This is a genomic window from Ruegeria sp. N11 (assembly GCF_056531525.1).
The window spans coordinates 52,469-78,330 of sequence record NZ_JBQFLX010000017.1; the positions used below are offsets into that span (position 1 = coordinate 52,469).

The window sequence follows — 25,862 nt, forward strand, 5'->3', positions numbered from 1 at the left end:
CTTTGGCCAGTGAATGATGATCGAGGCCCTATATGACTGAAATTACCGGCTATCACGCCCATGTCTATTTTGACGCGGATACACAGGAATCTGCCCGGCTTGTCTGTGAAGAAGCCGCGCGCCTGTTTCCCGTTCAGGTGGGCCGAATGCATGCGCGCAATGTCGGCCCCCACCCCCGGTGGAGTTGCCAGTTGGGCTTTGGGCCGGAGACATTCGACCAGGTCATTCCCTGGCTTATGATAAACCGCAGGGGTTTGACCGTGTTCACCCACCCCGAGACCGGCGACCATCTGAGCGATCACCGTGACCGCGCGATCTGGATGGGAGAGATGCTGCCTCTCGATCTGTCCATTTTCGATGACGCCAGGACCTAAGAGAGCTCTCGCGCCTGATCGCGCAGCTTGAATTTCTGGATCTTGCCGGTCGAGGTCTTGGGCAATGCGCCGAAAACTACCGTTTTGGGCGCTTTAAAATGGGCCATGTTGTCCCGGCAGAAAGTGATAATTTCAGCCTCAGTTGCTTCCCTGCCCGGCTTCAGTTCGACAAATGCACAGGGTGTTTCGCCCCACTTGTCATCCGGGCGCGCGACCACTGCCGCCTCCATCACGGCGGGATGCTTGTAAAGGATCCCCTCAACCTCGACGGATGAGATGTTTTCGCCCCCCGAAATGATGATGTCCTTGGATCGGTCCTTCAACGCAACATAGCCGTCGGGATGCATCACCCCAAGATCGCCCGAAGCGAACCAACCGCCCCGGAACGCCTTGTCCGTGGCATCCGGGTTTTTCAGGTACCCTTTCATCACGACGTTGCCCTGCATGAAAATCTCACCCATGGTTTCGCCATCGGCCGGAACAGGTTCCAGTGTTTCCGGATCCGCGACCATCAGGCCGGACAGCGCCGTGTATTTCACACCCTGCCGCACCTTCAGCGCAGCGCGTTCATCCGCGCCCCTCTCATTCCATTTCTCTTTCCACGCACAGACAACCGAAGGGCCATAAGTCTCGGTCAGCCCGTAAACATGGGTCACTTCGACGCCCATGGCCTCCATCTTTTCGATGACGGCGGCTGGCGGCGGCGCACCGGCGGTCATCACCTTGATGGGATGATCAAAAACCTTGAGGTGGTCCGGGGCATTGGCCAGCATGTTCAGAACAATGGGGGCACCGCAGAAATGGGTTACTTTCTCCTCTCGGAACGCGGCATAGATCGGCTCATCCCGCACTGCACGCAGGCAGACCGAAACCCCGGCATTGGCCGCCATGGCCCATGGGAAACACCACCCGTTGCAGTGAAACATCGGCAGGGTCCACAGGTACACCGAGTGTTTCGGCATGTCCCAGTCCAGAATATCCGATTGCGCGTTCAGGGCGGCACCCCTGTGGTGGTAGACGACGCCCTTCGGGTTTCCGGTCGTACCGGAGGTATAGTTCAGCGTGATGGCGTCCCATTCATCTGCCGGCAACGACCAGTTGTAATGCGGATCACCCGTGGCCAGAAAATCACCATAGGTGACTGATCCGATCTTTTCGCCGCCGGCAAAACTTGGGTCTTCTATGTCGATGACCAAAACCTCGTGATCGACCTGTTTCAACGCCTCGTTGACCACGCCTGAAAACTCGGGATCCACCAGCAGAACCTTGGCTTCGGCATGGTTCAGGATGAACGCAACGATCGGAGCATCCAGCCGGGTGTTGATCGCGTTCAGCACTGCCCCTGCCATTGGCACGCCAAAATGCGCCTCGTACATTTCAGGCAGATTGGCCGCTATGATCGACACCGTATCCCCCTGCCCGATTCCGTGCGCCGCGAGCGCGCCGGCAAGCTGGCGGCAACGCGTGTACGTTTCCTCCCAAGTATACCTGCGATCACCGTAAACCACGGACGGATAATCCGGGTAAACCTGCGCCGTCCTTTCGATAAAGCTGAGCGGAGACAACGGTGTGTAGTTCGCGCCGCTTTTATCCAGATGGCGGGTATAGATGTTGGTGCCTGACATCCGCTGGTCCTCCCAATTCGTGCCGGTAGACTTCACCACAAAGACAGGGCTGTGCAAATCCGTAAAAATACGCTGGCCTATGCTCTGGAGATACGGGATGATGCGATCTGGCCCTATCTACAAAGCACCTTTCAAGGTGATCTGGGCTATCGGAAACACTTCCCGGGACAGGGCTGATTTCGCCGCCGGGCACTGCATTTTGGAAAGGACATGTCATGGACGGCACGTTCAACGAAAACGATCTTTCGCGCGTAGTCGAAGCCGACCGCGCCCATATCTGGCACCATCTGCTGCAGCATAAACCTTTTGAAACCAGTGACCCGCGCATCATTGTCGAAGGCAAGGGCATGCGCGTCTGGGACCAGAAAGGCAAAGAGCATCTGGATGCCGTGTCCGGCGGGGTCTGGACGGTCAACGTAGGCTATGGCCGCGAATCGATCTGCAAGGCGGTGTACGACCAGCTGATGAAGCTGTGCTATTTCGCCAATACCGCAGGTTCGATTCCCGGTTCGATCTTTGCTGAAAACCTGATCGAAAAGATGCCGGGGATGAGCCGCGTCTACTACACCAACTCGGGCTCGGAAGCGAACGAGAAAGCGTTCAAGATGGTCCGGCAGATCGCGCATAAGCGCTATGGCGGCAAGAAGACCAAGATCCTGTATCGCGACCGCGACTATCACGGCTCGACGCTGGCGACCATGTCGGCAGGCGGTCAGGACGAGCGCACCGCGCAGTATGGTCCGTTTGCGCCTGATTTCGTACGCGTTCCGCACTGCATGGAATACCGCAAGCACGAGCTGGACGGCGCGCCCGAGGAGAACTTCGGTGAATGGGCCGCAAACCAGATCGAAGAAGTGATCCTGCGCGAAGGTCCCGACACCGTTGGTGCGCTGTGCCTTGAGCCCGTGACCGCAGGCGGTGGCGTGATCGAAGCGCCGGAAGGCTACTGGCAGCGTGTGCAGGAGATCTGCAAGAAGTACGACGTGCTGCTGCATATTGACGAGGTCGTCTGCGGCGTCGGCCGGACCGGCACATGGTTCGGCTATCAGCAATACGGAATCAAGCCGGACTTCGTGACCATGGCCAAAGGCGTTGCCTCGGGCTATGCGGCGATTGCCGTGATGGTCACCACCGAGGAAGTCTTTGACCTGTTCAAGGACGACGCATCCGATCCGCTGAACTACTTCCGCGACATCTCGACCTTTGGCGGCTGCACCGCAGGTCCGGCGGCCGCGATCGAGAACATGCGCATCATCGAAGACGAGAACCTGCTGGGCAACTGCACCGACATGGGCAACCGCATGATGGGCAACCTGCAGGCGCTGATGGAAAAACACAAGGTGATCGGTGACGTGCGCGGCAAGGGCCTGTTCCTGGGTGCCGAACTGGTAACCGACCGCGCCACCAAAGACCCGATGGACGAGAAACGCGTTCAGGCGGTTGTGGCCGACTGTATGGCGCAGGGCGTCATCATCGGGGCCACCAACCGCTCGATCCCCAGCCGCAACAACACGCTGTGCTTCTCGCCCGCGCTGATCGCAACGGCGGATGACATTGACCAGATCACTGACGCCGTTGACGGCGCGCTGGGGCGTGTGTTCGGGTAAACAGACCCGAGGTGATTTGCAAATTGAGCCGGCGCTTTTAGCGCCGGTTTTTTTTGACCACAAACTGGTTTCTTGTCAGCAAAAACCGCAGGGCCAGCCATTATTCGGAAAGCGCATCCAGATTGATTTTCATGAGAACAGCGTTTGCCGAGTTTCCTGCATCCCTTGCGCGATCATCTAACTGGAACCCGCTCGCCCGATAAAGGGCCAGAGCTTCGTGGTGGCGCGGCAGGGCGCTCAGCGTCATGGTTCTGAAGCCCATTTCCCGTGCCCGCCGTTTGAGTTCCTGGACCAGAGCCCGGCCTACCCCCAGCCCCCGCGCGGTTTCGCGAACGAACATCCTGTTCATTTCGCAAGTCCCCTCTCCGAGATCCTTCAACATCAGAATTCCGATCGCTTGCCCATTATTGACGGCAAGCAGGCATTCCCCTTTTGGCGGGCTGAAATGGATCAGCACATCTCGGATCTGCTCATCAAACTTCTGGTGTTTGAGGTAAACATCAATATCTGCCGCCATTTCCGGATAGCGTTCGCGCAGCCAGTCCGTGAACTCGTATGCCAACGAATAAACGGCATCTGCTTGTGTTTGGGTTCTGACAGCCTGAATTTCCAGCATCGCTCCCTCCAGAGCCCCAGCTTCAGCCCAGCATAAGACAAGAATTTCCCGGTCAGAAGGTGTTACTTGCTGGAGATGCCCAAAATTCACCGCAACGAGAAAAAAGGCCGCCCCAATGGGACGGCCCTTTATTCACTGTCTCTTGAAAGAGGATCAGGCAGTCAGAGCAGCCTGAGCTTTGGCGACGATCGCGCCGAACGCTTCCGGTTCGTGCACGGCCAGGTCGGCCAGAACTTTGCGGTCCACTTCGATACCGGCCAGGTTCAGGCCGTTGATGAAGCGGGAATATGTCAGTGCCTCGTCATGCGAACGGACAGCAGCATTGATACGCTGGATCCACAACGCGCGGAAGTTGCGCTTGCGGTTCTTGCGGTCGCGGGTTGCGTACTGGTTGGCCTTGTCGACGGCCTGACGGGCAACCTTGAAGGTGCTCTTGCGGCGGCCATAGTAACCTTTGGCGGCCTTGATAACCTTCTTGTGACGGGCGTGAGTTACGGTTCCACCTTTAACGCGGGACATCTCTTAATCTCCTCTTAGCGGTCGTAGGGCATGTAGCCCTTGACGATCTTGGCGTCGGGGGCGGACAGGGTGGTGTTGCCACGGGCGTCGCGGATGAATTTCTTGGTCCGCTTGATCATGCCGTGCCGTTTGCCGGCCTGGCCAGCAAGGACCTTACCGGTCGCAGTCACCTTGAAGCGCTTCTTGGCGCTCGCTTTTGTCTTCATCTTAGGCATTTCCGTCTCCTTTTCCGGGTTCGGTTTCAAACGCGACTCGGCATGCCATCTCGGCCGGTCACGCGATCAGAAGCGCCGTTTACGCAAGTTCGGCCATACTGGCAAGGGGGGTTCGACCAGAATCTTCGCTTTTCCGGCCCGGCTCAGGCACCCCGGCGACATGCCGGGGCATCGTTATCTCTTCAACCGGGGTCGGTGTTGTAGATCAACCGTTCGTCACAAGGGGCAATGCGCAGAATATTGGTGGTGCCCGGCACGTTGAACGGCACCCCTGCGGTAACCACGATCTGATCGGACTCGGACGCAAACCCACCGGCGCGGGCAGCACGGGCCGCGTTGACCACAGCACCTTTGAACCGCTCAAGCTCGGGCGTCATGACACAATGGCAGCCCCAGCTCAGGCACAGGCGCCGTGCGGTGCCTCGGGCCGGCGTCATGGCGATGATCGGAACACCGGGGCGCTCACGAGCGGTCAGCAAGGCTGTTGTGCCGCTTTGGGTAAAGCAGCAGATGGCCTTGATATCCGTCTTTTCAGCAATCTCGCGGGCGGCGGCGACGATACCGTCGGCGATCGTCGTCCCCTTGGCCGAACGCGAGGCCGCGATGATCTGCGTGTAGGTCGGGTCGGCCTCGACCTCGATGGCAACCTTGTTCATGGTCTGAACCGCCTCGACAGGGTAATCCCCGGCAGCGGATTCCGCGCTGAGCATGATGGCATCGGTACCCTCATAGATCGCCGTGGCCACGTCCGAAACTTCGGCGCGCGTCGGCATCGGGCTTTCGATCATGCTTTCCAGCATCTGCGTGGCCACAATCACCGGCTTGGCCGCGGCCCGGCATCTGCGTACCAGTCGTTTCTGGATCGGGGGCACAGCCGACACCGGCAATTCAACGCCCAGATCGCCGCGTGCGACCATGATCCCATCAGACGCATCGAGAATGTCCTCGAATGCCTCGACAGCGGCGGGCTTTTCGATCTTGGACAAGATCGCGGCACGGCCATCGGCCAGCGTGCGCGCCTCATAAACGTCCCGTGCCCGCTGCACGAAGCTGAGCGCCAGCCAGTCCACGCCCAGTTGGCAGACAAATTCTAGATCGTCACGGTCCTTGGCCGACAGGGCCGCCAGTGGAAGCACCACGTCCGGCACGTTCACCCCCTTGCGGTTCGAGATCGTACCGCCGACCTCGACCGTGCAATTGGCGAAATCCTGACCGCAATCGGCAACGATCAGACGAATTTTGCCATCGTTGACCAACAGGCGCGCACCCGGTTCCAGTGCGGCGAAAATCTCGGGATGCGGCAGGCAGACACGGTCAGCATCACCAGGCGCCGGATCCAGGTCCAACCGGAACGCGGCCCCTTCCTGCAATTCCTCTTCGCCATTGCCGAACACACCGACCCGCAGCTTCGGGCCTTGAAGATCGGCCAGAATCGCGATCGGGCTTTCCAGGTCCTTTTCCACCTGCCGGATGATCCGGTGCCGTTCGCGGATTTCATCATGGCTGCCGTGGCTCATGTTCAGGCGGAAGACATCCGCTCCGGCTTCGTGCAGGGCGCGAATGGTGTCATAGTCGTTGGACGCCGGCCCCAGCGTCGCCACGATTTTCACATTTCTCAGGCGTCGCATCGGTCTTGCTCTCCTCGATGACTCAATGTTACCGCAAACAGTGCTTGGATGTGCTTATTGCGCAATTCCCTTTCCGAAGCAACTGCCCTACACCTGCGGCAAACTTGATGACAGGCTCATGACGTACACTCCGTTTTTCATTCACGGCGAGGATCGCCCGTCCCGCTGGCTGATCACCTGCGACCATGCAACCAACACCGTACCGCCCGAAATCAACGGCGGAGACCTTGGCCTGCCGCGTGAGGATATGGAACGTCACATCGCCTATGACGTAGGTGCCTACGAGGTGTCGAAACATCTGGGCGAAATTCTCAACGCTCCGGTGATCGCCGCCAATTTCTCACGTCTGGTGATCGACCCGAACCGCGGCGAGGACGACCCGACGCTTCTGATGAAGCTCTATGACGGTTCGATCATCCCCGGCAACCGCCACGCGGACGCGGCCGAAAAGGAACGCCGCCTGAACATGTGCTACCGCCCCTATCACGAGGCGCTGGCGCAGTTGGCGGCCCTGCCGCACGCGGTGATCGTGTCGATGCATTCGTTTACGCGTCAGTTGCGGGGCCGCGAACCGCGCCCCTGGCATATCGGAATCCTGCACACGCCGGATGAACGTTTCTCACGTCCGCTGATCAACCGGCTCGAGGCAGAGCGCGATTTGTGTGTTGGCGTTAACGAACCCTATACTGGAGTTCTTCCCGGCGATGCGATCAATAAGCACTGCACCAACTTCGGTCGCCCGAACGCGCTGATCGAACTGCGCAATGACCTGATCGCAGACCATGCCGGACAGCGTGAATGGGCCGAACGTCTGGCCCCGATCTTGCAAAGCGCCTTGGAAGACAGCGACCTGTGACGTTGGGTCACCTCGGGCCGTTTCCCGACCTCACGTCATTGTGAGCACACCTCTCGAACCCCATATATTACGGGAAAGGAGACGACCATGACTCAGGAAATCCTGACGACCGTCTTCGGCTGGATGACGGTCCTGAACATCGCCCTTTTGGGCTTTACCACATTGATGATCATAGTCCTTCAGGACTGGATCGCGGGGATTCACGGCCGGATGTTCCAGATGGAACGCGCCGACGTGAAAAGGGCATATTTCAGGTATCTCGCCAACTACAAGATCCTGACAATCGTATTCTGCCTGATGCCCTGGCTGGCGTTGAAACTGGCATGAATTCGATTTCAAAGGCTGGGAGGGGTCCGTTAGGCCCTTCCTGTTTGTTGTAACAAAGCCGCCGGATTGTTAGGTCAGGCTCGGAACACAAGACAATCACTCGGAGCCATCTCATGGACAAGCAAACCGAAATCGAACTTCAGGCTGCGGCCTTCCGCCGGTTGCAGAAGCACCTGATGGAAGACCGCACCGATGTGCAGAACATCGACATGATGAACCTTGCCGGGTTCTGCCGCAACTGCCTGTCGCGCTGGTACCAGGAAGCCGCCAATGAAAAAGGCATCGAGATAGGTAAGGACGATGCCCGTCAGATATTCTACGGCATGACAATGGATGAGTGGAAAGCCAACCACCAAACCGAAGCCAGCCCCGAGAAACAAGCCGCCTTCAAAGTCGCCTTCGAAGAAAATGTCACCAAGAAAGGCTGACGCCTGAAAAAAGGCCCGCCGATGCAGCGGGCCTTTTCTTCAGATCGCAGCCTTGCGGCTTTCGTCCAGATAGATCTCGCGCAAACGCTTGGCAATCGGACCCGGCGTTCCGTCGCCCAACGCCACACCGTCAATCTCGACGACGGGCATGACAAATGCACTGGCCGAAGTGGTGAAAGCCTCATCCGCCTCTTTGGCTTCGTCGATGGTGAACAGCCGCTCTTCGATTTCCATCTGCGCTTCTGCCGCCATGCGCAGCACGGCCTTGCGGGTAATGCCGTGCAGAATGTCGTTGGACAGCGGGCGGGTGACGATCTTGCCGTTCCTGACGAAATAGGCGTTGTTGCTGGTGCCTTCGGTCACGTAGCCGTCCTCGACCAGCCACGCATCGTCACAGCCCGCTTTCTTGGCCATCATCTTGCCCATCGACGGATACAGCAACTGCACGGTCTTGATGTCGCGGCGGCCCCAGCGGATATCCTCAATCGAAATGATCTTTGCACCCTTTTTCGCGGCCGGGCTGTCGGCCAGACCCGGCTTGTTCTGAGTGAACAGAACAAGGCTGGGTTTGGTATCCGCAGAGGGGAACACAAAGTCCCGGTCGCCGTCCGATCCGCGGCTCACCTGAAGGTAAATCAGACCCTCATCAATGCCATTCAGCTCCACCAGCTTTCGGTGGATCTCAAGCAGTTCTTCCTTGGTGCAGGGCTCGGCCATCTCCAACTCGTCCAACGAACGTTTGAGGCGCACGGCATGACCTTCGAAATCAATCAGCTTGCCGTCCAGAACGCTGGTGACTTCGTAAACGGCGTCTGCAAACAGAAAGCCTCGGTCAAAAATGGATACCTTGGCCTCGGTCTCGGGCAGGTACTCGCCATTCACGTAAACGGTGCGGGTCATGTATGTCTCCTCAGCCCCAAAGTGCCGCCACGGGCGGGTGAACTCCGGCGTCATCAAAAATCAGCGGGTTGTCGCGGTCTTCGGCCAACAGAAGCGGACCGTCAAGGTCCGTTACCATCGCTCCCTGCGCCAGCAATGTCGCAGGCGCCATCGCCAGCGAACTGCCGACCATGCAGCCAACCATCACGCGATAACCTTCGGCCAGTGCGTGTTCGCGCAACGCCAGCGCCTCTGTCAGACCTCCGGTTTTGTCGAGCTTGATGTTGACCACGTCATATTTGCCCTTCAGCGCAGGCAGGCTGGCCCGGTCATGACAGGATTCATCAGCACACACAGGTACCGGGCGGTCCATCCCGATCAGTGCCTCATCATCACTTGCAGGCAACGGCTGTTCGACCAGCGCCACACCCAGACGCACCAGATGCGGGGCAAGATCAGCATATACCTCAGCGGACCACCCTTCATTGGCGTCCACGATGATTTTTGCGTCAGGCGCGCCAGCGCGAACGGCTTCAAGCCGCGGCATGTCGTCCGGAGTTCCCAGCTTGATCTTCAACAGCGGCCGGTTCGCGTTTTCGGCCGCCTGCTTTTGCATCGCCTCAGGCGTATCCAGCGACAGCGTGTATGCCGTGATTTCAGGTCCCGGAATCGGCAAACCGGCCATTTCCCACACACGCTTGCCCGCGCGTTTTGCCTCCAGGTCCCAAAGCGCGCAATCAACCGCATTCCGCGCGGCACCAGCGGGCAGCAAACCAGTCAGCGCCTCCCGGGATATATTCGCAGGCAAACCCGCGATCTCGGCCTCAACCGAATCCAGCGTTTCGCCATACCGGGCGTATGGCACGCATTCGCCCCACCCCTGATGCGTCCCGTCCGAAATCCGAACGGTCAGCACCCTCGCCTCGGTTCGCGACCCGCGCGAGATGGTGAAGACCTGCGCCAGCCGAAACACATCGCGAGAAACTTCAATCTGCACGAACACGCTCCTTCATCTTTTTCCAAATACTCCCGCCGGAGGCAGAACAGCGCCTGCCGCCGGCGAAACGTTCAGATCACAACGCAGCCAGCGCGTCCACCAGCTTGCCCGACCCAAATCGGAACGGGTCCGTTGCCGGCAGGCCCATGTCGGCTTCGATTCTGGCCAGATAAGCGGTCGCATCTTCCTCGGACATGTGCTGAGTGTTGACCGATACGCCTACAACCTGACAGTCCGGGTTCGCCACTTTCGCAAGTGCCAGCGCCGTGTCGCGCAGGTCTTCCAGACTCGGCAGCTGGTAAGTCGGCAAGCCGCGCATATGCTCGCGCGTCGGTTCATGGCTCAGGATCAGCGCGTCAGGCTGGCCGCCGTGGATCAAGGCCATGGTCACACCCGAATAGGACACGTGGAACAGGGATCCCTGCCCTTCGATCAGGTCCCAGTGATCCTCGTCATTGTCAGGTGTCAGCCATTCGACAGAGCCCGCCATGAAATCCGCAATGACGGCGTCCAGCGGCACACCGTCACCAGTGATGAGGATCCCTGTCTGACCGGTTGCGCGGAAGGTGGATTTCATGCCGCGCTTGCGCATTTCAGCATCCATCGCCATCGCCGTGTACATTTTGCCCACCGAACAATCCGTCCCCACGGCCAAGCAGCGCTTGCCCTTGCGCTTGATGCCGTTGGCAATCGGGTAGTCCACCTCGGGCACCCGGACATCATGCAGCGTGCGCCCGGTGGCTTCTGCCACGGCAACCAGATCGGGCTCATCCCGCAACAGGTTGTGCAGACCCGAAGCCAGGTCAAACCCTTCCTCCAACGCCATGACCAGAACTTTTTTCCATTCCTGGCTGATCACACCGCCACGGTTTGCGACCCCGATCACAAGTGTCTTGGCACCAGCCTCACGCGCTTCGACCAAAGACATGTCGGTCAGACCCAGATCGGCCTTGCAGCCTTCCATCCGATACTGGCCCACGGCATTCTCCGGTCGCCAGTCCTTGATGCCAACAGCCACTTTGGCCGCCAATTGGTCGGGCGCATCGCCCAAAAACAGCAGATACGGTGTTTCGATCATCGCCATGCACTCCTTTGATTCCGGCGCAGGCTAAAGAACGCAGCAAACGAGCGTTTCGCATTTTCGCCCGGACGCACCCCACGCAATAGGATTATCTTGCATTAACCCGCAGAATTTCGGGACAATCTTGCAAGTTTTCAAACTGATTAAACTTTAGTCACCGTCAACGCACCGATTTTCGGCGAATGCTGCAACAGCATTGCCGCAGCTGCACAAAGGCGCTTGCGCCTGACCGCGCAATTTAATACCTCATTGAGCAAGAATACCGCAATTTCCTTTCTCGCACGAGGTCCCGATGAGCTTTCGCATCCAACCCGCCGCCCCTGCACGCCCGAACCGCTGCCAATTGTTCGGGCCGGGATCGAACACCAAGCTGTTCCCGAAAATGGCCGCTTCGTCTGCGGATGTCATCAATCTGGATCTTGAGGACTCGGTTGCCCCGTCCGACAAGGATGCAGCCCGTGCCAACGTGATCGAGGCGCTGAACACCGTCGAATGGGGCTCCAAATACATGTCCTTACGCATCAACGGGCTGGATACTCCCTATTGGTATCGTGATGTCGTGGATGTGCTGGAACAGGCCGGTGACCGCCTGGATCAGATCATGATCCCCAAAGTGGGCTGCGCCGAGGACGTCTATGCCGTGGATGCCCTTGTCACCGCCATCGAACGGGCCAAAGGGCGCACCAAGCCGATCAGTTTCGAAGTCATCATCGAATCCGCTGCCGGTATCGCGCATGTCGAGGCCATTGCCGCGTCCTCTCCTCGTTTGCAAGCGATGAGTCTTGGTGCCGCTGATTTTGCAGCCTCGATGGGCATGCAGACAACCGGCATCGGCGGAACGCAGGAAAACTACTACATGCTGCGCGAGGGCGAAAAGCACTGGTCCGACCCGTGGCACTGGGCACAAGCCGCCATCGTCGCCGCCTGCCGGACCCATGGGATTCTGCCGGTGGACGGGCCGTTCGGCGATTTTTCGGATGACGAAGGCTATATCGCGCAGGCGAAACGTTCGGCCACTTTGGGCATGGTCGGCAAATGGGCAATCCACCCCAAGCAGATCGCTCTGGCCAATCAGGTGTTCACCCCGTCAGACGAAGCTGTGTCCGAAGCGCGTGAGATTCTGGCGGCGATGGAACAGGCAAAAGCCAATGGTGAAGGTGCAACGGTCTACAAGGGCCGCCTGGTCGACATCGCCTCAATAAAACAGGCCGAAGTCATCGTCGCACAGTCCGAACTGATCGCCGCAAACGGCTGAACGTCATCTCTTTTTCGATGTAGTCTTTTGATAATGCGCCTCCCATCAAAGGAGGTGCATTTTTTTGTACCCTCGCCAAGCCTTCGGACCACGCGCCCGCCTACCCGTTGTCGGATACCGCTCCGTTGTCTATCGCTTCGGGATACCGGCCGCCGCGCAACAATGTCAGTCGCTTGGCGGCCTTCCTGACATTTTCCTCGATGATGCTCTGATGCGCCTCGGTCGCCCGAACGGCGGGCAGAGCCACGGCCACGGCCCCGCAAACCTTGTTGCTGGGGCCAAAATACGGGGCCGCTATTCCGATCACACCTTCCTCGAACGTGCCGCTTGAAATCGAAAGGCCTGTCCGACGGATCTGATCCAGTTGCTGCCGGATTGCAGCCGCATCGGTTTGGGTTTGCGTCGTATGCGACTGCAAGGCGCCCCCTTCAATAAACGGCTCGACAAAGGCAGGGGCCGCGAAAGCCAGATAGGCCAGCCCCGAGGCCGTCGCGTGCAACGGCAGCGACTCGCCTGATCCTATGATAACCCGGTTCATGCTTTTGCTTTCGATCGTGGCGATATTGGCCAGCGTTTGGCCCGCGATGCGCGACGCATGCGCCGTTTCGCCCGTGATCGCATTCAGATCCCGCAACACGATCTTTACCGCATCGACAAGCGGAAAACTGGCCTCGCGCAATTGGGAAAACCGCAGAAACGCGGGGCCCAGATTGAACAAACGTGTTTCCTCGTCCTGTTCGACAAAGCCCTTGGATTCCAGCGCGGCTAAAAACCGCATCGTTGTCGCCTTGTTGTAACCGGACAATTTCGAAAGCTCGCTCAGGCCGATACGGTGGCGTCTTTCATCAAAAAACTCCAGCAATGACAGCGCCTTATGTACTGTTGATGGGCCTTCCGCCATGTCACCTCGCAAACCAGACCTGATGATCCTTACCCCATGCATGAATAGCTTGACAGAGCAGAAGGTCAAAGCAATATTTGATCCATCGGCTCAATATTTGAATTGACGCGCAGCGCAAGAAGAAGCAAATAGACGTCAGCGGACGTGTCGATCTGTCTCAGATCAAGGCGGCAGAACCCGTCGTTGGCGTATTCGCATGTCAGGGCGAAGGCAGCACAGGCTGACCGCCCGGATCGTAACTTATGGGACCCACCCGCCGCGCTGCGGTTATTGCTGTGCGGATGACGGAACGTCAAAGGAACAGGAAATGGCCAAGGCATTCGCCTCGCAGGGCGATCTGAGCGAAAAGAAAATCACCTTCGATGAAATCGGCGACGGGCTGTACGCCTTTACCGCCGAGGGGGACCCGAATTCCGGCGTCATCGTCGGCGATGACAGCGTGATGATCGTCGAGGCACAGGCCACACCGCGTCTGGCAAACAAGGTTATCGAATGTGTCCGATCCATTACTGACAAGCCGATCAGCCACGTGGTGCTGACACATTATCACGCCGTGCGCGTTCTGGGTGCCAGCGCCTTTGACGCCGGGCAGGTGATCATGTCGAACGCAGCCTACAACATGGTTCTGGAACGCGGGCAGGAAGATTGGGACAGTGAATTCCAGCGTTTTCCGCGCCTGTTCGAAGGACATGAGAGCATTCCGGGCCTGACCTTCCCGACAACGACCTTCTCGGACGGCATGACCGTGTTCCTGGGCAAACGCCGCGTCGACATCAAACAGATCGGTCGCGCCCATACGGCAGGCGACGCCATCATTCACGTGCCGGATCACAACGTGATGTTTACCGGCGATATCGTCGAATATCACTCGGCCTGCTATTGCGGCGACGGGCATTTCGCCGACTGGGGTCAGACCCTGGACAACATCAAGGCCTATGACGTGGACGCCATCGCACCGGGGCGCGGCGATGCGCTGGTTGGAAAGGAGATGGTGGAAAAGGCCATCGAAAACACCCGCGACTTTGTAGACAGCACCTACCGGCCTGTTCGCAGGATTGCTGCCCGCGGCGGATCGCTGAAAGAGGCATGGGATGCCGTGCGCGCCGAATGCGACCCGAAATTTTCCGATTACGCGATCTATGAACACTGCCTGCCCTTCAACGTCGCCCGCGCCTATGACGAAGCCCGCGGTATCGCCCATCCCCGCATCTGGACCGCCCAGCGCGATCTTGAAATGTGGGAAGCCCTGCAAGGCTGACGAACTGGGGCCGGTTTGATTCAGATCGTGGCGACCCGAATCAGACGGTGAAACTATTGACCTGACGCTCTGGCGCCTGCGCGCCAGGGTTCGAATTTCTGCGCCCTGTTGCGCAACACCTGGGGAGAGAGCCTGTGAACAAGATTTTCGAAGACCCTCTTTATGCATACGAGCCCAGCCCGGATCAGACCGCGCCGACACCGGTGCGTCACAAGGTCATTGTTGTCGGCGCGGGCCCGGTCGGGTTGGCCGCTGCCATCGATCTTGCACAGCAAGGGGTCGAGGTTGTGGTGCTGGATGACAATGACAAGGTCAGCTTTGGCAGCCGGGCCATCTGTTTCGCCAAGCGTCCGCTGGAAATCCTCGACCGGCTGGGATGCGGTCAGGCGATGGTCGACAAGGGCGTCGTCTGGAACAAGGGCAAGGTGTTCTTCGATGACCGGCAGGTCTACAACTTCGATCTGCTGCCCGAGGACGGGCATCAGCGCCCGGCTTTCATCAATCTTCAGCAATATTACTTCGAGCAGTTTCTGGTCGAGCGGGTTCGCGAAATGCAGGCGCAGGGCGCACCGATCCAGATCCGGGGCCGCAACAAGGTCGAGGCGGTCGGCACCCATCCCGATCACGTCAGGCTTGACGTGGAAACGCCCGAAGGCTCGTACACCATCGAAGCGGATTGGGTGATCGCCTGCGACGGGGCCGGATCGCCGATGCGGGCCATGTTGGGCAAGGACTTTGTTGGCCGTGTGTTCGAGGACAACTTCCTGATTGCCGACGTGATCATGGAGGCCGACTTCCCGTCCGAGCGCTGGTTCTGGTTCGATCCGCCCTTCAACAAGGGGCAATCCGCGTTGCTGCACAAACAACCGGACGGCGTCTGGCGCATCGACCTGCAACTGGGCTGGGACATCGACAAAGAGCGCGAGAAGCGCCCCGAAAACGTCATCCCGCGTCTCAAGGCTATGCTGGGCGATGATGTCGAGTTCGAGTTGGAGTGGGTCAGCATCTACACCTTCCAGTGCCGCAGGATGGAACAGTTCCGCCATGACCGGGTGATCTTTGCCGGCGACAGCGCGCATCAGGTCAGCCCGTTTGGCGCGCGCGGTGCCAACTCGGGCCTGCAGGACACGGACAACCTGTGCTGGAAACTGAAGCTGGTGATCGACGGTCTGGCTCCGGAAACGCTTCTGGACAGCTATGATATCGAACGTATCCACGGGGCGGATGAGAATATCCTGAATTCGACCAGGTCCACGGATTTCATCACACCGAAATCCCAGATGTCCCGCATCATGCGCGACGCGGTGCTGGATCTGAGCGAACATTATGAATTCGCCCGTCCGATGGTGAACTCCGGTCGGTTGAGCGTTCCCTGCACCTATGATGGCTCGCCCCTGAATTCGGCGGATGCGCTGAACGGGCCGGCTTCGACCCGTCCGGGCTCGCCCTGCCCAGATGCGCCATTGGGGGACGGCTTCCTGCTGCCGAAACTGGCCGGGAAGTTCACCCTGATGACCATTGATGCCGATGCCCCGGATGAGATCGAGGTGGACGGTATCACGGTTTCGCGCCTGGCCCTGTCGATCAAGGACGACCGGACAATGGCCCTGAAGCGCCGCTATCTGGGTGATGCGCCGCAGGGGGTCTATCTGATCCGGCCAGATCAGCACGTGGCGGCGCGACGCGACACCTACGAAGAAAACGCATTCCGGCATGCGGTCCGCCGCGCCACAGGTAAGGAGTAATCGCCATGGCCGATCTGATCCTCACGCCAAATTTCGACAGTACCGATGGGTTCTACGCCGATCTGCTGGATGCACATGAAGGGCTGGACAAGGCACAGGGGGACGCGCTGAACGCGCGCCTGGTGCTGGTCCTGGCCAACCATATCGGGGACAACGTTGTGCTGCGACAAGCCTTGCGCGCCGCGTCGCTTCAACAGGAGGACAACACGTGAAAATCGAGAAAATCCACCACGTCGCCTATCGCTGCAAGGACGCCAAGGAAACCGTCGAATGGTACGGCAAGATGCTGAACATGGATTTCATCCTGGCCATTGCCGAGGATCACGTACCATCGACCCACGAGCCTGATCCCTACATGCATCTGTTTCTGGATGCGGGTGACGGCAACGTTCTGGCCTTTTTCGAGCTGCCGACCAAGCCCGAGATGGGTCGCGATCCCAACACGCCGATCTGGGTGCAACACATCGCCTTCAAGGTGAAAGACCGCGAGACGCTGCTGCAGTTCAAAGACCATCTGGAAGCCAACGGTGTCGAGGTTCTGGGCGTCACCGACCACTCCATCTTTCACTCGATCTACTTCTTCGACCCCAACGGGCACCGGGTCGAACTGGCCTGCCCCGATCCCGAGGAAGAGGCGATGCTCAAGCGCATGGATGAGGTCAAATGGCTGATGCTAGATGAATGGTCAAAGACCAAGAAGGCCCCGAAACACGCAGACTGGCTGCATGCCAAAGAACTGAACAAATAACGTGGCAAAAAGGCCGTCTGTTTTTTGAATAACAGACGGCCTTTGTTCTTAGCTATCGCGGAACTTCCAGCCCGTATTTCTCAAGAATAGCCGAGGCCGCGACAATCCAGCGATCGCGCAGTTCGGCATTCCCGGTGCGGCGCAGCCCCAGCGCCTGAAGATCTTTCAGCCGCGCCGGGTCATCCCCCCCGAAGGAAACGGCGACGCGTGGCCACCAATAGTTGACCGACGCCTGAATCGCGGCCGTATCACCATCCTCTGCCAGTCTGGCCACACCTTCCTCGGCCAACTCGGCGTGGCGCGCCTCAACCGGTGCGATTGCACGAAAGGCTTCGGCCAGAGGTTGATATGAGACACTGCTGAATTCGGCCAGTTGCACGCCGACAGCGCACCCCATGATCAGGTTCATGACCACTGCGTCCGTCCACCCTTCAAGCGGATAATTGAAGACGGCAAGTCGCATATCATGTTCGTTGCGGGTCGCGCCAATATCGGCTGAACGGTCCAGCCGCGCAGCCCAGGGGTGGTGCGTCGCGTAGCGTTTCGTATTGACACCGAACTCACCCATGATGGTCAGGACACGATCGGCGTTATCGGTTTTCTCCAACACGATCTTGGGGGCGGCAATACGTTCCTTGATGCCCGGGCCGGTGTTAATGACCTCGGCAAACCCGGCGGCACCGGCCAGCTCGCTGTCCACAAAGGTCGCCATCAGCTTCATCAGTTCGGCGCGATACCGCGAAGGCACGTTCGAAGGGTTTGTCAGCACCCCACCCTGCGCAAGGTAGCTTTCAATGCTCATATCATCCGGCATGACAGGTCCCCTTCTTTATTGATCATAATCGACGACGACAGTGTCGGTCAGTGGAAAGGACTGACAGGACAGAACATAGCCCTTCTCGACCTCATAATCCTCCAGCGCATGGTTGGTCACCATCTCCACCTCGCCCTCAATCACTTTGCAGCGGCAGGTCGAACAGACCCCGGCCTTGCAAGCATAGGGCGCATCCATCGCGTTCTGCAAAGCCGCGTCCAGCAGCGTCGTGTCCTTGGGCATATCGATGGTCTGGGTTGCGCCGTCCAGCGTGATGGAGGCCTTTGCCGTATTGGCGCTGCTGGCGGCATCCTTGGCCTTGGCCTTGCGCTTCAACCGACCGGGCTGGGCGCTGGCGAAAAGTTCGAATTTGATCTGACCGTCATCCAGTCCATGATCACGCAATGCACGGGCTATGCCCAACATCATCGGCTCGGGGCCGCAAATGAATGCGGTATCGACATTTTCGATGTCGATCCAACCGGTTTTGAATAGTTGCGCGCATTTCTCTTCCGTCACCATTCCGGTGAACAGATCGATTTCCTGGGCATCCGTTTCGAGCACATGGATGACGTTGAAACATCCCATAAAGCTATTCTTAAGGTCCTCAAGCTCCTCGCGGAACATGATCGAGTTCACGCTCTTGTTGGCGTAAACAAGCGTGAAACTGGAATTGGGTTCGCGTGACAGGGTGGTTTTCAGGATCGACAGCACCGGGGTAATGCCGGACCCGCCCGCGAAACCCAGATACTGCTTCTCGTTTCCGGCATCCAGTTCGGTAAAGAACCCACCCATCGGCGGCATCACCTGAATGGTGTCCCCCACCTTCAGATCTTCGTTGGCCCAGGTCGAAAACGCACCGCCATCGACCCGCTTGATGCCGACCTGCAGGACACCGTCATCCTTACCCGCGCAGATCGAATAGGATCGGCGCAGCTCCTCACCGTCAAAGTCGCGGCGAAATGTCAGGTACTGGCCTTGCTTAAACTCGAACTCGGCAGCCGCACCATTCTCGGGCTTCAGCGTCACGACCACCGCGTCGCGGATCGTTTTGCGGATGTCTGTGACTTCAAGATCATGAAAGCGCGCCATGGGTTCCTCCCTCAGATGCACTTGAAATAGTCGAACGGTTCCAGGCAGTCGCAACACCGCCACTGCGCCTTGCAGGGGGTCGAGCCGAACTGGCTGAGTTTTTCGAGATGGTTGCCACCACAACGCGGACAGCGTTCGGGTCCGCCTGCCGGTTGCGGCGGTGCGATGCCGAACTCTTCCAGACGCACGCGCCCCTTGTCCGACAACCAGTCGGTGGTCCATGCAGGTGAAAGCTGACGGCGCAGTTCAAGCCGGTCGATCCCCTTTTCGCGCAGCGCCGTCTGGATATCCAGATTGATGACGCTGGTCGCCGGGCAACCCGAATAGGTTGGTGTGACCGTGACAACCAAAAGATCATCTTCCCACGCGACGTCGCGGATGATCCCCAGATCCACCAGAGAGATCACGGGGATTTCCGGATCGGGCACATGGTCCAGCCACTGCCAGATTTCACCGACGGAGGGCCGCGCCATCACTGTCACCACCGGCAACCGGGATAGGCACGCGGCAGCCACTGCATCGTGCACAGCAGATGGCCCAGATGTTCAGTATGCATCTGGCCGGTGCGGCCACCCTTATGGGCAAAGCGGCTTTCGGGAATGGTCAGCGTCGCCTCGGACAGGACCCGGCCCACCATCGTATCGTATTCTTCACGCAACTGGCCGGGGTCGCTCGAGATACCGGCCTTAACCATGGCCTCATCGACCGCGTCGCCTTCGAACATCTCTCCGACATAGGGCCACAGATAGTTCAGGGCGGCCTGCATCCGGTTATGGCTTTCCTCGGTTCCGTCTCCCAGACCGACAACCGTGTCGGCAGATCTTTCCAGGTGATACGCCACTTCTTTGCTGGCCTTTTCAGCGATCTCGGCCACAGTCCGATCCGACGATCTGATCAGCCGGCCCAGCATGATGGAATGCCACGCATCGAACAGAAACTGACGCATCAGTGTCTGACCGAAATCGCCATTGGGCATCTCGACCAGCAGAACGTTGCGAAAATCCCAGCCGTCGCGAAGAAAGGCCAGATCGTCCGCCGACTTGCCTTCGCCCTCAATTTCGGCCGCATAACCCAGCCAGAGCTGCGTCTGACCGATCAGGTCCAGCGCCGTATTGGCAAGCGCGATGTCCTCTTCCAGCACGGGCGCATGACCGCACCATTCGGACACCCTGTGCCCGAGGACCAAAGTGTTGTCGCCCATCCGCAGCAGAAATTGCAGCAGGGCCTGTTTGTCGACTTCTGCCATCACATATGCCCCACTTCGTCCGGGATGTCGTAAAACGTCGGGTGGCGGTAGACCTTGCTCTCGGAGGGCTCGAACAGGGGGCCCTTCTCGCCGGGTGCGGTGGCCGCGATGTGCCGGGCTTCAACCACCCAGATCGACACGCCTTCGTTGCGGCGCGTATAGACATCGCGCGCGTTCTTGATCGCCATTTCGGCATCTGGTGCATGTAGCGAACCAACATGCCGGTGGCTCAGCCCATGCTGGCCGCGGATGAAGATTTCCCAAAGGGGCCATTCATTTTTCATAGCGGAACCTCCTGATTACTCTGCCGCGTGCTTGCGGGCGGCTTTCTTGCGGGCATGTTCCAGCAAGCCGTCGCGCACCCACGCGCCGTCGTCCCACGCCTTGTTGCGCGCAGCCAGCCGGTCCACGTTGCACGGACCGTTGCCCTTGATGACGTTGAAGAACTCGGACCAGTCCGGGTCGGTGTAGTCGTAGTGGCCGCGTTCCTCGTTCCATTTGATGCCGGGATCCGGCAAATCGAGGCCAAGGAATTCGATCTGTGGCACCGTCTGGTCCACGAACTTCTGGCGCAGCTCGTCATTGGTGTTGATTTTGATCTTCCACGCCATCGACTGCGCCGAGTGCACCGAATCCTTGTCGGAGGGGCCGAACATCATCAAAGACGGGAACCACAGCCGGTTCAGCGCGTCCTGCGCCATTTTCTTCTGCTCGGGCGTGCCCTCGGCCATCTTGCGGATGGCGTCATAACCCTGCCGTTGATGAAAGCTCTCTTCTTTGCAAATGCGGATCATCGCGCGCGAGTACGGCCCGTACGATGTACGCTGCAATGGCACCTGATTCATGATCGCCGCACCATCCACCAGCCAGCCGACGGCACCGATATCTGCCCAGTTCAGGGTCGGATAGTTGAAGATCGACGAATACTTCATGCGCCCGTCCAGCAACATCTCGGTGATCTCATCGCGGCTGACCCCAAGCGTTTCCGCCGCACAGTAAAGATACAGACCATGCCCGGCCTCATCCTGCACCTTGGCCAGCAGGATGGCCTTGCGTTCCAATGTGGGCGCACGGGTGATCCAGTTGCCTTCGGGAAGCTGGCCGACGATTTCTGAATGCGCATGCTGTCCGATCTGGCGAATCAGGGTCGCGCGGTAATCATCCGGCATCCAATCCCTTGGTTCGATCTTGATATCCCGGTCGATCTTGTCCTGGAACTCACGCTCCTGATCCGTCATCTCGCCTTTGGATTTGACGCCGGTTCCGGCCGTTTTCACAAGTTGAGCATACATCTGGGGTCTCCTCCCTTAGACGCGTTCAAGGATCAGGGCGACGCCCTGACCCACGCCGACGCACATGGTGCAAAGCGCATAGCGCCCGCCCGAGCGTTGCAGTTGATAAGCCGCGGTCAGCACGATGCGGGCCCCCGACATGCCCAGCGGATGACCCATTGCAATGGCACCGCCATTGGCATTCACGTGCGGTGCATCATCGGCAACACCAAGCTCGCGCAGCGTGGCAAGGCCCTGAGCCGCAAACGCCTCGTTCAATTCTATCACATCCATCTGATCGATACTCAGACCGGCGCGGGCCAGCACCTTGCGGCTGGCCGATACCGGGCCGATGCCCATGACGCGCGGCTCGACACCCGTAGCGGACATCCCAACCACGCGCGCCATCGGTGTCAGGCTGTTCTTGTGCGCTGCCACCTCGCTGGCCAGAAGCAGCGCCGCTGCGCCATCGTTCACACCCGAGGCATTACCCGCAGTCACGGTTTTGTCGGGGCCATTCACACCTTTCAATCCGGCCAGCTTCGCAGCATCGGTTCCGGGACGGGGATGTTCGTCCGTATCCACGACAACCGGATCGCCCTTGCGCTGCGGGACCGAGACCGGGGTGATCTCATCCCGGAAAATCCCCGCCTCATGCGCTGCTTGCCAGCGAGCCTGACTGCGGGCCGCGAAGTCGTCCTGATCCTGGCGGCTTACGCCATAGTCTTCGGCCACGTTGTCAGCCGTTTGCGGCATGCTGTCCACGCCGTACATGTCTTTCATCTTCGGGTTTATGAACCGCCAGCCAATCGTTGTGTCATAAACCGCATTAGCGCGGCTAAAGGCGCTGCTGGCCTTGGGCATGACAAAGGGCGCGCGGCTCATGCTTTCCACGCCGCCCGCAATTGCCAGATCGAAGTCGCCGGCCCCGATTCCACGCGCGGCCATGCCCACCGCGTCCATCCCGCTGGCGCAAAGCCGGTTCACGGTGGTTCCCGGAACATCAACCGGCAAACCGGCCAGCAGCGCCGCCATACGCGCCACGTTCCTGTTGCTTTCACCGGCCTGATTGGCATCGCCAAAGATCACGTCATCCACACTGGCCCAGTCCACCTGCGGATTCCGGGCCATCAGTGCGGCGATCGGCACCGCCGCAAGGTCATCTGTTCTGACCGAAGACAACGCGCCACCATACCGGCCAATCGGGGTACGTGTCGCGTCACAAATGAATGCGTCCATCAAAGGCCTCCTGTCGCAACGGCCAGAAACACCAACCGTGTGGTCGGTTAATACGGGTCGCAATGATTCGAAGCAAGTAATATGTTACGAATTTTTTGCCATTTCTGATTCAATGTAACTTATTGTTCGACACACCGACCTTCGCCACCGGGAAATACCGGGACCACTATCCGGTCAAAGCCGATTCAAGCGCTTTGATCGAAGGGCGCGGCAACCTGTCGAGGATCTGGAAAACAACCTTTCGGCAGGCCGGACCCTTCCACGCCTCGGGCAGAAACTCTGACGGCAAATCCGGGTGCCGCAAAACGATGCGGCGCCAGCTGTGAACGATCAGGACCCGCAGGACCGCCGCCTGAAACGGATCGCCGACACCCGAGGCCGGAATGCTCTCCTGAACCGCCCGCAATCGAGTCAGAAGCTGTTTATATCCTTCGTTCAGCGCATCTGGTCCGCAACGTTCGCGCAGCCAGCGGGGAACCGAGAGGTCGCCGCTTTGAACAATAAACAGGTCTTCGATACCTTCCGGAGCCTCACCGGGAGCCATCGCTGCCGTGCTGCTCAGTGGAATGTAGTCACCGGTCAGCAGCAGATCGGCCAGTTCCTGCCGGGACCCGTCCGAACTGTCCGCGATAAGGACATGCCAGGTTTCCGGGCGCACGGTTTCGCGGGCGTAGATTCGCGGCACCGCCGCGGCGCTTTGAGCGCGCCCAAACGCCGTCAGGCTGTGCGTGCTGTTGCGCCCGCTTCGGGTGCTTTCGATCCAGCCCTCCTTGCGCAGTCGGTGCAAAGCAACCCGGGTCGCTTCAGACTTTATCCCGGCAAGCCCGGTCAGCCGGGTGATCAGGGCACCGCTGATCTGATCGGTTTCGTTCTGGGCCAGATCGCCGAAAATCGATACCAGCACCGACCAAACCCGCTGCGTGCCGGACGCCGTCAGCTGGGCAACACAGGTTTCGAACCAGTCAGAATGCGGATCCTTCATAGCCTAAATATAGCCCGGCCAAAGGAAATTGCCATCCGGCCCGCTTCAGTAGGCTACCATTGTCAGCAATTCATATTCCGCCACCAGATCACCATCCTGGTTGGTCAGCGACACGTGCCAGCGCACTTCTCCGTATTCATCATTGCGCCCGGTCTTCTTCATGACAGTCAGCCGCACCTTGATCGCATCGCCCGCTTCCACCGGCTTCATGAAACGCAGATTGTCCAGCCCGGTATTGGCCAGAACCGGACCTTCGTTGGGTTCCACAAACAGACCCGCCGCAAACGAAAGCAACAAATAACCATGCGCCACACGACCAGGGAAGAACGGGTTCCGCTCGGCCGCGGCCTGATCCATATGGGCGTAGAAAGTGTCGCCCGTGAAATGCGCGAAATGCTCGACATCGTCCATGGTGATGGTGCGCGGTGCCGTATGAATGGTCTCGCCAATCGCCAGATCGTGATACCGACGGGTAAAAGGATGCGCCGGGCCTTTGATCTCGGTCGCACCGGAAACCCACCTGTCGCCGATCGCGGTCAGGATATCGGGCGAGCCCTGAATTGCCGTGCGCTGCATGTAATGCTGCACCCCTCGCACACCACCCATCTCTTCGCCGCCTCCGGCGCGACCGGGGCCGCCGTGGACCATGTGCGGCAACGGAGACCCGTGGCCCGTTGCTTCCTTCATCGAATCCCGGTTGTTGAAATACAAACGCCCGTGATAGGCCCCGGCCCCCATGACAATCTCACGCGCGACGGATGGGTCGCGGGTGATCACGGACGCCACCAGTGAACCCTGCCCCTTGTTAGCCAATTCAACCGCATGGTCCAGATCACGATATCCCATGATGGTGCTGACCGGGCCGAAGGCCTCGGTATCGTGCACCCGCCGGGCCGTATCAGGGCTGGCGCAATGGAACAGCATCGGCGGGACAAAGGCGCCCTTTTCGACATCCGCACCGTCAATGGCGAAGTCTTCGGGATTGCCGAAAACCCGCTCGGCCTCCTGCCCGATGATCGCGGCTTTTTCCAGAACATCGCGCCTCTGGCCTTGTGAAACGAGCGCGCCCATGCGGGTGGTTTCAAGCCTCGGATCGCCGATGACCGTCTTTGCCAATCTGTCCGAAAGCGCATCGATCACAGCCTGAACATGTGTTTCCGGTGCGATGATCCGGCGGATGGCCGTACATTTCTGCCCCGCCTTTGTTGTCATTTCGCGCTGAACTTCCTTGATGAACAGGTCGAACTCGGGCGTTCCGGGTTCCGCATCCGGCCCCAGAACCGAGGCATTCAGGCTGTCCTGTTCGGCCACAAACCGCACCGAGTTCTCAAGGATCACCGGATTGGCACGCAGTTTCAGTGCCGTTTCGGCCGAGCCGGTAAAGCTGACCACGTCCTGCATTCCCAGCCGGTCGAGCATATCGCCCAATCCGCCCGTCACCAACTGCAAGGCACCCTTGGGCAAGATGCCTGAATCCAGCATGATGCGCACGCACAACTCTGTCACGTAGCAGGAGTTGGTGGCAGGTTTAACAATCGCCGGAACCCCGGCCAGCAAAGTTGGCGCCAGTTTTTCCAACATCCCCCAGACCGGGAAGTTGTATGCGTTGATATGCACCGCGACGCCCTGCAATGGGGTGCATACATGCTGGCCCAGGAACGTTCCGTTGCGCGACAACTGCTCAACCTCGCCGTCCAGGAAGACATGCCCGTCAGGCATCTCGCGACGCCCCTTGGACGCGTAGACAAAAGTCGTGCCAATGCCGCCATCGATGTCGATCAGGTGGTCGGATTGAGTCGCGCCCGTATCGAAAGACAGATCATACAGTGCCTGTTTGTGCTGCCCCAGATGCATGGCCAGCGCCTTCAGCATCTTTGCCCGCTCGTGGAATGTCATCCTGCGCAGGGCGGGCCCGCCTGCATCCCGCGCGTGGTCCAGCATTGCCCGCACGTCCAGCGCGCTGTTGCCCGCGGTCGCGATCACGTCACCGGTGACTGCACTGGCGATGGAACGGGCACCTTCACCCGGCGCAATCCATTCACCGGCGGCAAAGCTGGAAATCTGTTGGATGGTCATATGTGCCTCCTCATCCTTGGCATCCGGTCGGCGAATTTGGCCGGGTCGTTCGGATCAAATTATTATTAACCGATCGGTCGGTC

Annotated in this window: 28 protein-coding genes; 10 read left to right on the forward strand and 18 right to left on the reverse strand. The window is 59.2% G+C overall.

The window, feature by feature from the left end:
• Positions 1 to 32: 32 nt before the first annotated feature.
• A complete protein-coding gene (locus tag ACR0J8_RS17615; RefSeq protein ID WP_480523595.1) occupies positions 33 to 374 on the forward strand; it encodes a DOPA 4,5-dioxygenase family protein in 342 nt (113 codons plus the stop codon).
• On the opposite strand, the gene ACR0J8_RS17620 is transcribed toward ACR0J8_RS17615, so the two are convergent.
• A complete protein-coding gene (locus tag ACR0J8_RS17620; RefSeq protein ID WP_480523597.1) occupies positions 371 to 1,999 on the reverse strand; it encodes an acyl-CoA synthetase in 1,629 nt (542 codons plus the stop codon). The two genes, ACR0J8_RS17615 and ACR0J8_RS17620, sit on opposite strands and share 4 nt — an antisense overlap.
• 215 nt (positions 2,000 to 2,214) lie before the next feature.
• On the opposite strand from ACR0J8_RS17620, the gene ACR0J8_RS17625 reads away from it, so the two are divergent.
• The gene (locus ACR0J8_RS17625; protein WP_170616061.1) at positions 2,215 to 3,606 is read left to right on the forward strand and encodes an aminotransferase family protein; all 1,392 of its coding nucleotides are present in this window, start codon (positions 2,215 to 2,217) and stop codon (positions 3,604 to 3,606) included.
• A gap of 100 nt (positions 3,607 to 3,706) precedes the next feature.
• Here ACR0J8_RS17625 and ACR0J8_RS17630 read toward each other — a convergent pair whose 3' ends face one another.
• From ACR0J8_RS17630 to pyk, 4 genes are all read right to left on the reverse strand, one after another.
• Positions 3,707 to 4,222, reverse strand: coding sequence for a GNAT family N-acetyltransferase (locus ACR0J8_RS17630; protein WP_170816066.1), 516 nt, complete (start codon positions 4,220 to 4,222; stop codon positions 3,707 to 3,709).
• 153 nt (positions 4,223 to 4,375) lie between these two features.
• Entirely contained in the window at positions 4,376 to 4,741 is a 366-nt protein-coding gene (gene rplT / locus ACR0J8_RS17635; protein WP_152457001.1) for a 50S ribosomal protein L20, read from the reverse strand.
• A gap of 14 nt (positions 4,742 to 4,755) precedes the next feature.
• Positions 4,756 to 4,956, reverse strand: coding sequence for a 50S ribosomal protein L35 (gene rpmI, locus ACR0J8_RS17640; RefSeq protein ID WP_088632295.1), 201 nt, complete (start codon positions 4,954 to 4,956; stop codon positions 4,756 to 4,758).
• Positions 4,957 to 5,138: 182 nt separating this feature from the next.
• Entirely contained in the window at positions 5,139 to 6,584 is a 1,446-nt protein-coding gene (gene pyk / locus ACR0J8_RS17645) for a pyruvate kinase (protein ID WP_480523602.1), read from the reverse strand.
• A gap of 118 nt (positions 6,585 to 6,702) precedes the next feature.
• On the opposite strand from pyk, the gene ACR0J8_RS17650 reads away from it, so the two are divergent.
• The 3 genes from ACR0J8_RS17650 (at position 6,703) to ACR0J8_RS17660 (ending at position 8,195) form a co-directional block, all read left to right on the forward strand.
• Positions 6,703 to 7,440 carry an N-formylglutamate amidohydrolase gene (locus ACR0J8_RS17650; protein WP_480523604.1) on the forward strand — a complete coding sequence of 246 codons (738 nt, stop codon included), beginning with the start codon at positions 6,703 to 6,705 and terminating at the stop codon, positions 7,438 to 7,440.
• Between the two features lie 87 nt (positions 7,441 to 7,527).
• On the forward strand, positions 7,528 to 7,767 hold the full coding sequence (locus tag ACR0J8_RS17655) for a DUF6868 family protein (RefSeq protein ID WP_170682117.1): 240 nt from the start codon (positions 7,528 to 7,530) through the stop codon (positions 7,765 to 7,767).
• 113 nt (positions 7,768 to 7,880) lie between these two features.
• Entirely contained in the window at positions 7,881 to 8,195 is a 315-nt protein-coding gene (locus ACR0J8_RS17660) for a DUF1244 domain-containing protein (protein ID WP_480523607.1), read from the forward strand.
• 39 nt (positions 8,196 to 8,234) lie between these two features.
• Here ACR0J8_RS17660 and ACR0J8_RS17665 read toward each other — a convergent pair whose 3' ends face one another.
• The 3 genes from ACR0J8_RS17665 to dgcN form a co-directional block, all read right to left on the reverse strand.
• Positions 8,235 to 9,095 carry a D-amino-acid transaminase gene (locus ACR0J8_RS17665; protein WP_170682119.1) on the reverse strand — a complete coding sequence of 287 codons (861 nt, stop codon included), beginning with the start codon at positions 9,093 to 9,095 and terminating at the stop codon, positions 8,235 to 8,237.
• Positions 9,096 to 9,105: 10 nt separating this feature from the next.
• Complete coding sequence (dgcA, locus tag ACR0J8_RS17670; RefSeq protein ID WP_480523610.1) at positions 9,106 to 10,071, reverse strand: N-acetyl-D-Glu racemase DgcA; 966 nt, start codon at positions 10,069 to 10,071, stop codon at positions 9,106 to 9,108.
• A gap of 76 nt (positions 10,072 to 10,147) precedes the next feature.
• Positions 10,148 to 11,149 (reverse strand): N-acetyltransferase DgcN, encoded by a 1,002-nt coding sequence (gene dgcN, locus ACR0J8_RS17675; protein ID WP_170616045.1) that lies wholly within the window; start codon positions 11,147 to 11,149, stop codon positions 10,148 to 10,150.
• 295 nt (positions 11,150 to 11,444) lie between these two features.
• Here dgcN and ACR0J8_RS17680 point away from each other — a divergent pair, with 295 nt between their 5' ends.
• Positions 11,445 to 12,407, forward strand: coding sequence for an L-malyl-CoA/beta-methylmalyl-CoA lyase (locus ACR0J8_RS17680; protein WP_480891427.1), 963 nt, complete (start codon positions 11,445 to 11,447; stop codon positions 12,405 to 12,407).
• A 100-nt stretch (positions 12,408 to 12,507) separates the two neighbouring features.
• Here ACR0J8_RS17680 and ACR0J8_RS17685 read toward each other — a convergent pair whose 3' ends face one another.
• The gene (locus tag ACR0J8_RS17685) at positions 12,508 to 13,308 is read right to left on the reverse strand and encodes an IclR family transcriptional regulator (protein ID WP_480891429.1); all 801 of its coding nucleotides are present in this window, start codon (positions 13,306 to 13,308) and stop codon (positions 12,508 to 12,510) included.
• 307 nt (positions 13,309 to 13,615) lie between these two features.
• On the opposite strand from ACR0J8_RS17685, the gene ACR0J8_RS17690 reads away from it, so the two are divergent.
• The 4 genes from ACR0J8_RS17690 to ACR0J8_RS17705 all read left to right on the forward strand — a co-directional run bounded on the left by ACR0J8_RS17690 (position 13,616) and on the right by ACR0J8_RS17705 (position 17,059).
• Positions 13,616 to 14,566 carry an MBL fold metallo-hydrolase gene (locus tag ACR0J8_RS17690; RefSeq protein WP_480523824.1) on the forward strand — a complete coding sequence of 317 codons (951 nt, stop codon included), beginning with the start codon at positions 13,616 to 13,618 and terminating at the stop codon, positions 14,564 to 14,566.
• Positions 14,567 to 14,700: 134 nt separating this feature from the next.
• Positions 14,701 to 16,311: an FAD-dependent oxidoreductase gene (locus ACR0J8_RS17695; RefSeq protein ID WP_480891433.1), complete on the forward strand. Its 1,611-nt coding sequence runs from the start codon at positions 14,701 to 14,703 to the stop codon at positions 16,309 to 16,311.
• Between the two features lie 5 nt (positions 16,312 to 16,316).
• Entirely contained in the window at positions 16,317 to 16,523 is a 207-nt protein-coding gene (locus ACR0J8_RS17700; protein ID WP_480523617.1) for a DUF2783 domain-containing protein, read from the forward strand.
• A complete protein-coding gene (locus ACR0J8_RS17705) occupies positions 16,520 to 17,059 on the forward strand; it encodes a VOC family protein (RefSeq protein WP_170616033.1) in 540 nt (179 codons plus the stop codon). The genes ACR0J8_RS17700 and ACR0J8_RS17705 overlap by 4 nt, the downstream gene beginning before the upstream one ends.
• A 52-nt stretch (positions 17,060 to 17,111) precedes the next feature.
• On the opposite strand, the gene ACR0J8_RS17710 is transcribed toward ACR0J8_RS17705, so the two are convergent.
• The 9 genes from ACR0J8_RS17710 to paaZ all read right to left on the reverse strand — a co-directional run bounded on the left by ACR0J8_RS17710 (position 17,112) and on the right by paaZ (position 25,779).
• The gene (locus tag ACR0J8_RS17710; RefSeq protein ID WP_480891436.1) at positions 17,112 to 17,873 is read right to left on the reverse strand and encodes a Phenylacetic acid catabolic protein; all 762 of its coding nucleotides are present in this window, start codon (positions 17,871 to 17,873) and stop codon (positions 17,112 to 17,114) included.
• A 15-nt stretch (positions 17,874 to 17,888) separates the two neighbouring features.
• On the reverse strand, positions 17,889 to 18,965 hold the full coding sequence (locus ACR0J8_RS17715; RefSeq protein WP_480891439.1) for a 2Fe-2S iron-sulfur cluster-binding protein: 1,077 nt from the start codon (positions 18,963 to 18,965) through the stop codon (positions 17,889 to 17,891).
• Positions 18,966 to 18,976: 11 nt separating this feature from the next.
• Positions 18,977 to 19,438, reverse strand: coding sequence for a 1,2-phenylacetyl-CoA epoxidase subunit PaaD (paaD, locus tag ACR0J8_RS17720; RefSeq protein WP_170616027.1), 462 nt, complete (start codon positions 19,436 to 19,438; stop codon positions 18,977 to 18,979).
• Between the two features lie 5 nt (positions 19,439 to 19,443).
• Complete coding sequence (gene paaC / locus ACR0J8_RS17725; protein WP_480523623.1) at positions 19,444 to 20,211, reverse strand: 1,2-phenylacetyl-CoA epoxidase subunit PaaC; 768 nt, start codon at positions 20,209 to 20,211, stop codon at positions 19,444 to 19,446.
• On the reverse strand, positions 20,211 to 20,495 hold the full coding sequence (gene paaB / locus ACR0J8_RS17730) for a 1,2-phenylacetyl-CoA epoxidase subunit PaaB (protein WP_170616022.1): 285 nt from the start codon (positions 20,493 to 20,495) through the stop codon (positions 20,211 to 20,213). Before paaB ends, paaC begins: the two co-directional genes overlap by 1 nt.
• A gap of 15 nt (positions 20,496 to 20,510) precedes the next feature.
• Entirely contained in the window at positions 20,511 to 21,503 is a 993-nt protein-coding gene (gene paaA, locus ACR0J8_RS17735; protein ID WP_480523625.1) for a 1,2-phenylacetyl-CoA epoxidase subunit PaaA, read from the reverse strand.
• Positions 21,504 to 21,518: 15 nt separating this feature from the next.
• The gene (gene pcaF, locus ACR0J8_RS17740) at positions 21,519 to 22,721 is read right to left on the reverse strand and encodes a 3-oxoadipyl-CoA thiolase (RefSeq protein WP_480523627.1); all 1,203 of its coding nucleotides are present in this window, start codon (positions 22,719 to 22,721) and stop codon (positions 21,519 to 21,521) included.
• A 166-nt stretch (positions 22,722 to 22,887) separates the two neighbouring features.
• Positions 22,888 to 23,703: a PaaX family transcriptional regulator C-terminal domain-containing protein gene (locus tag ACR0J8_RS17745; protein WP_480523629.1), complete on the reverse strand. Its 816-nt coding sequence runs from the start codon at positions 23,701 to 23,703 to the stop codon at positions 22,888 to 22,890.
• 45 nt (positions 23,704 to 23,748) lie between these two features.
• Positions 23,749 to 25,779: a phenylacetic acid degradation bifunctional protein PaaZ gene (gene paaZ / locus ACR0J8_RS17750; protein WP_480891444.1), complete on the reverse strand. Its 2,031-nt coding sequence runs from the start codon at positions 25,777 to 25,779 to the stop codon at positions 23,749 to 23,751.
• Between the last annotated feature and the right edge of the window lie 83 nt (positions 25,780 to 25,862).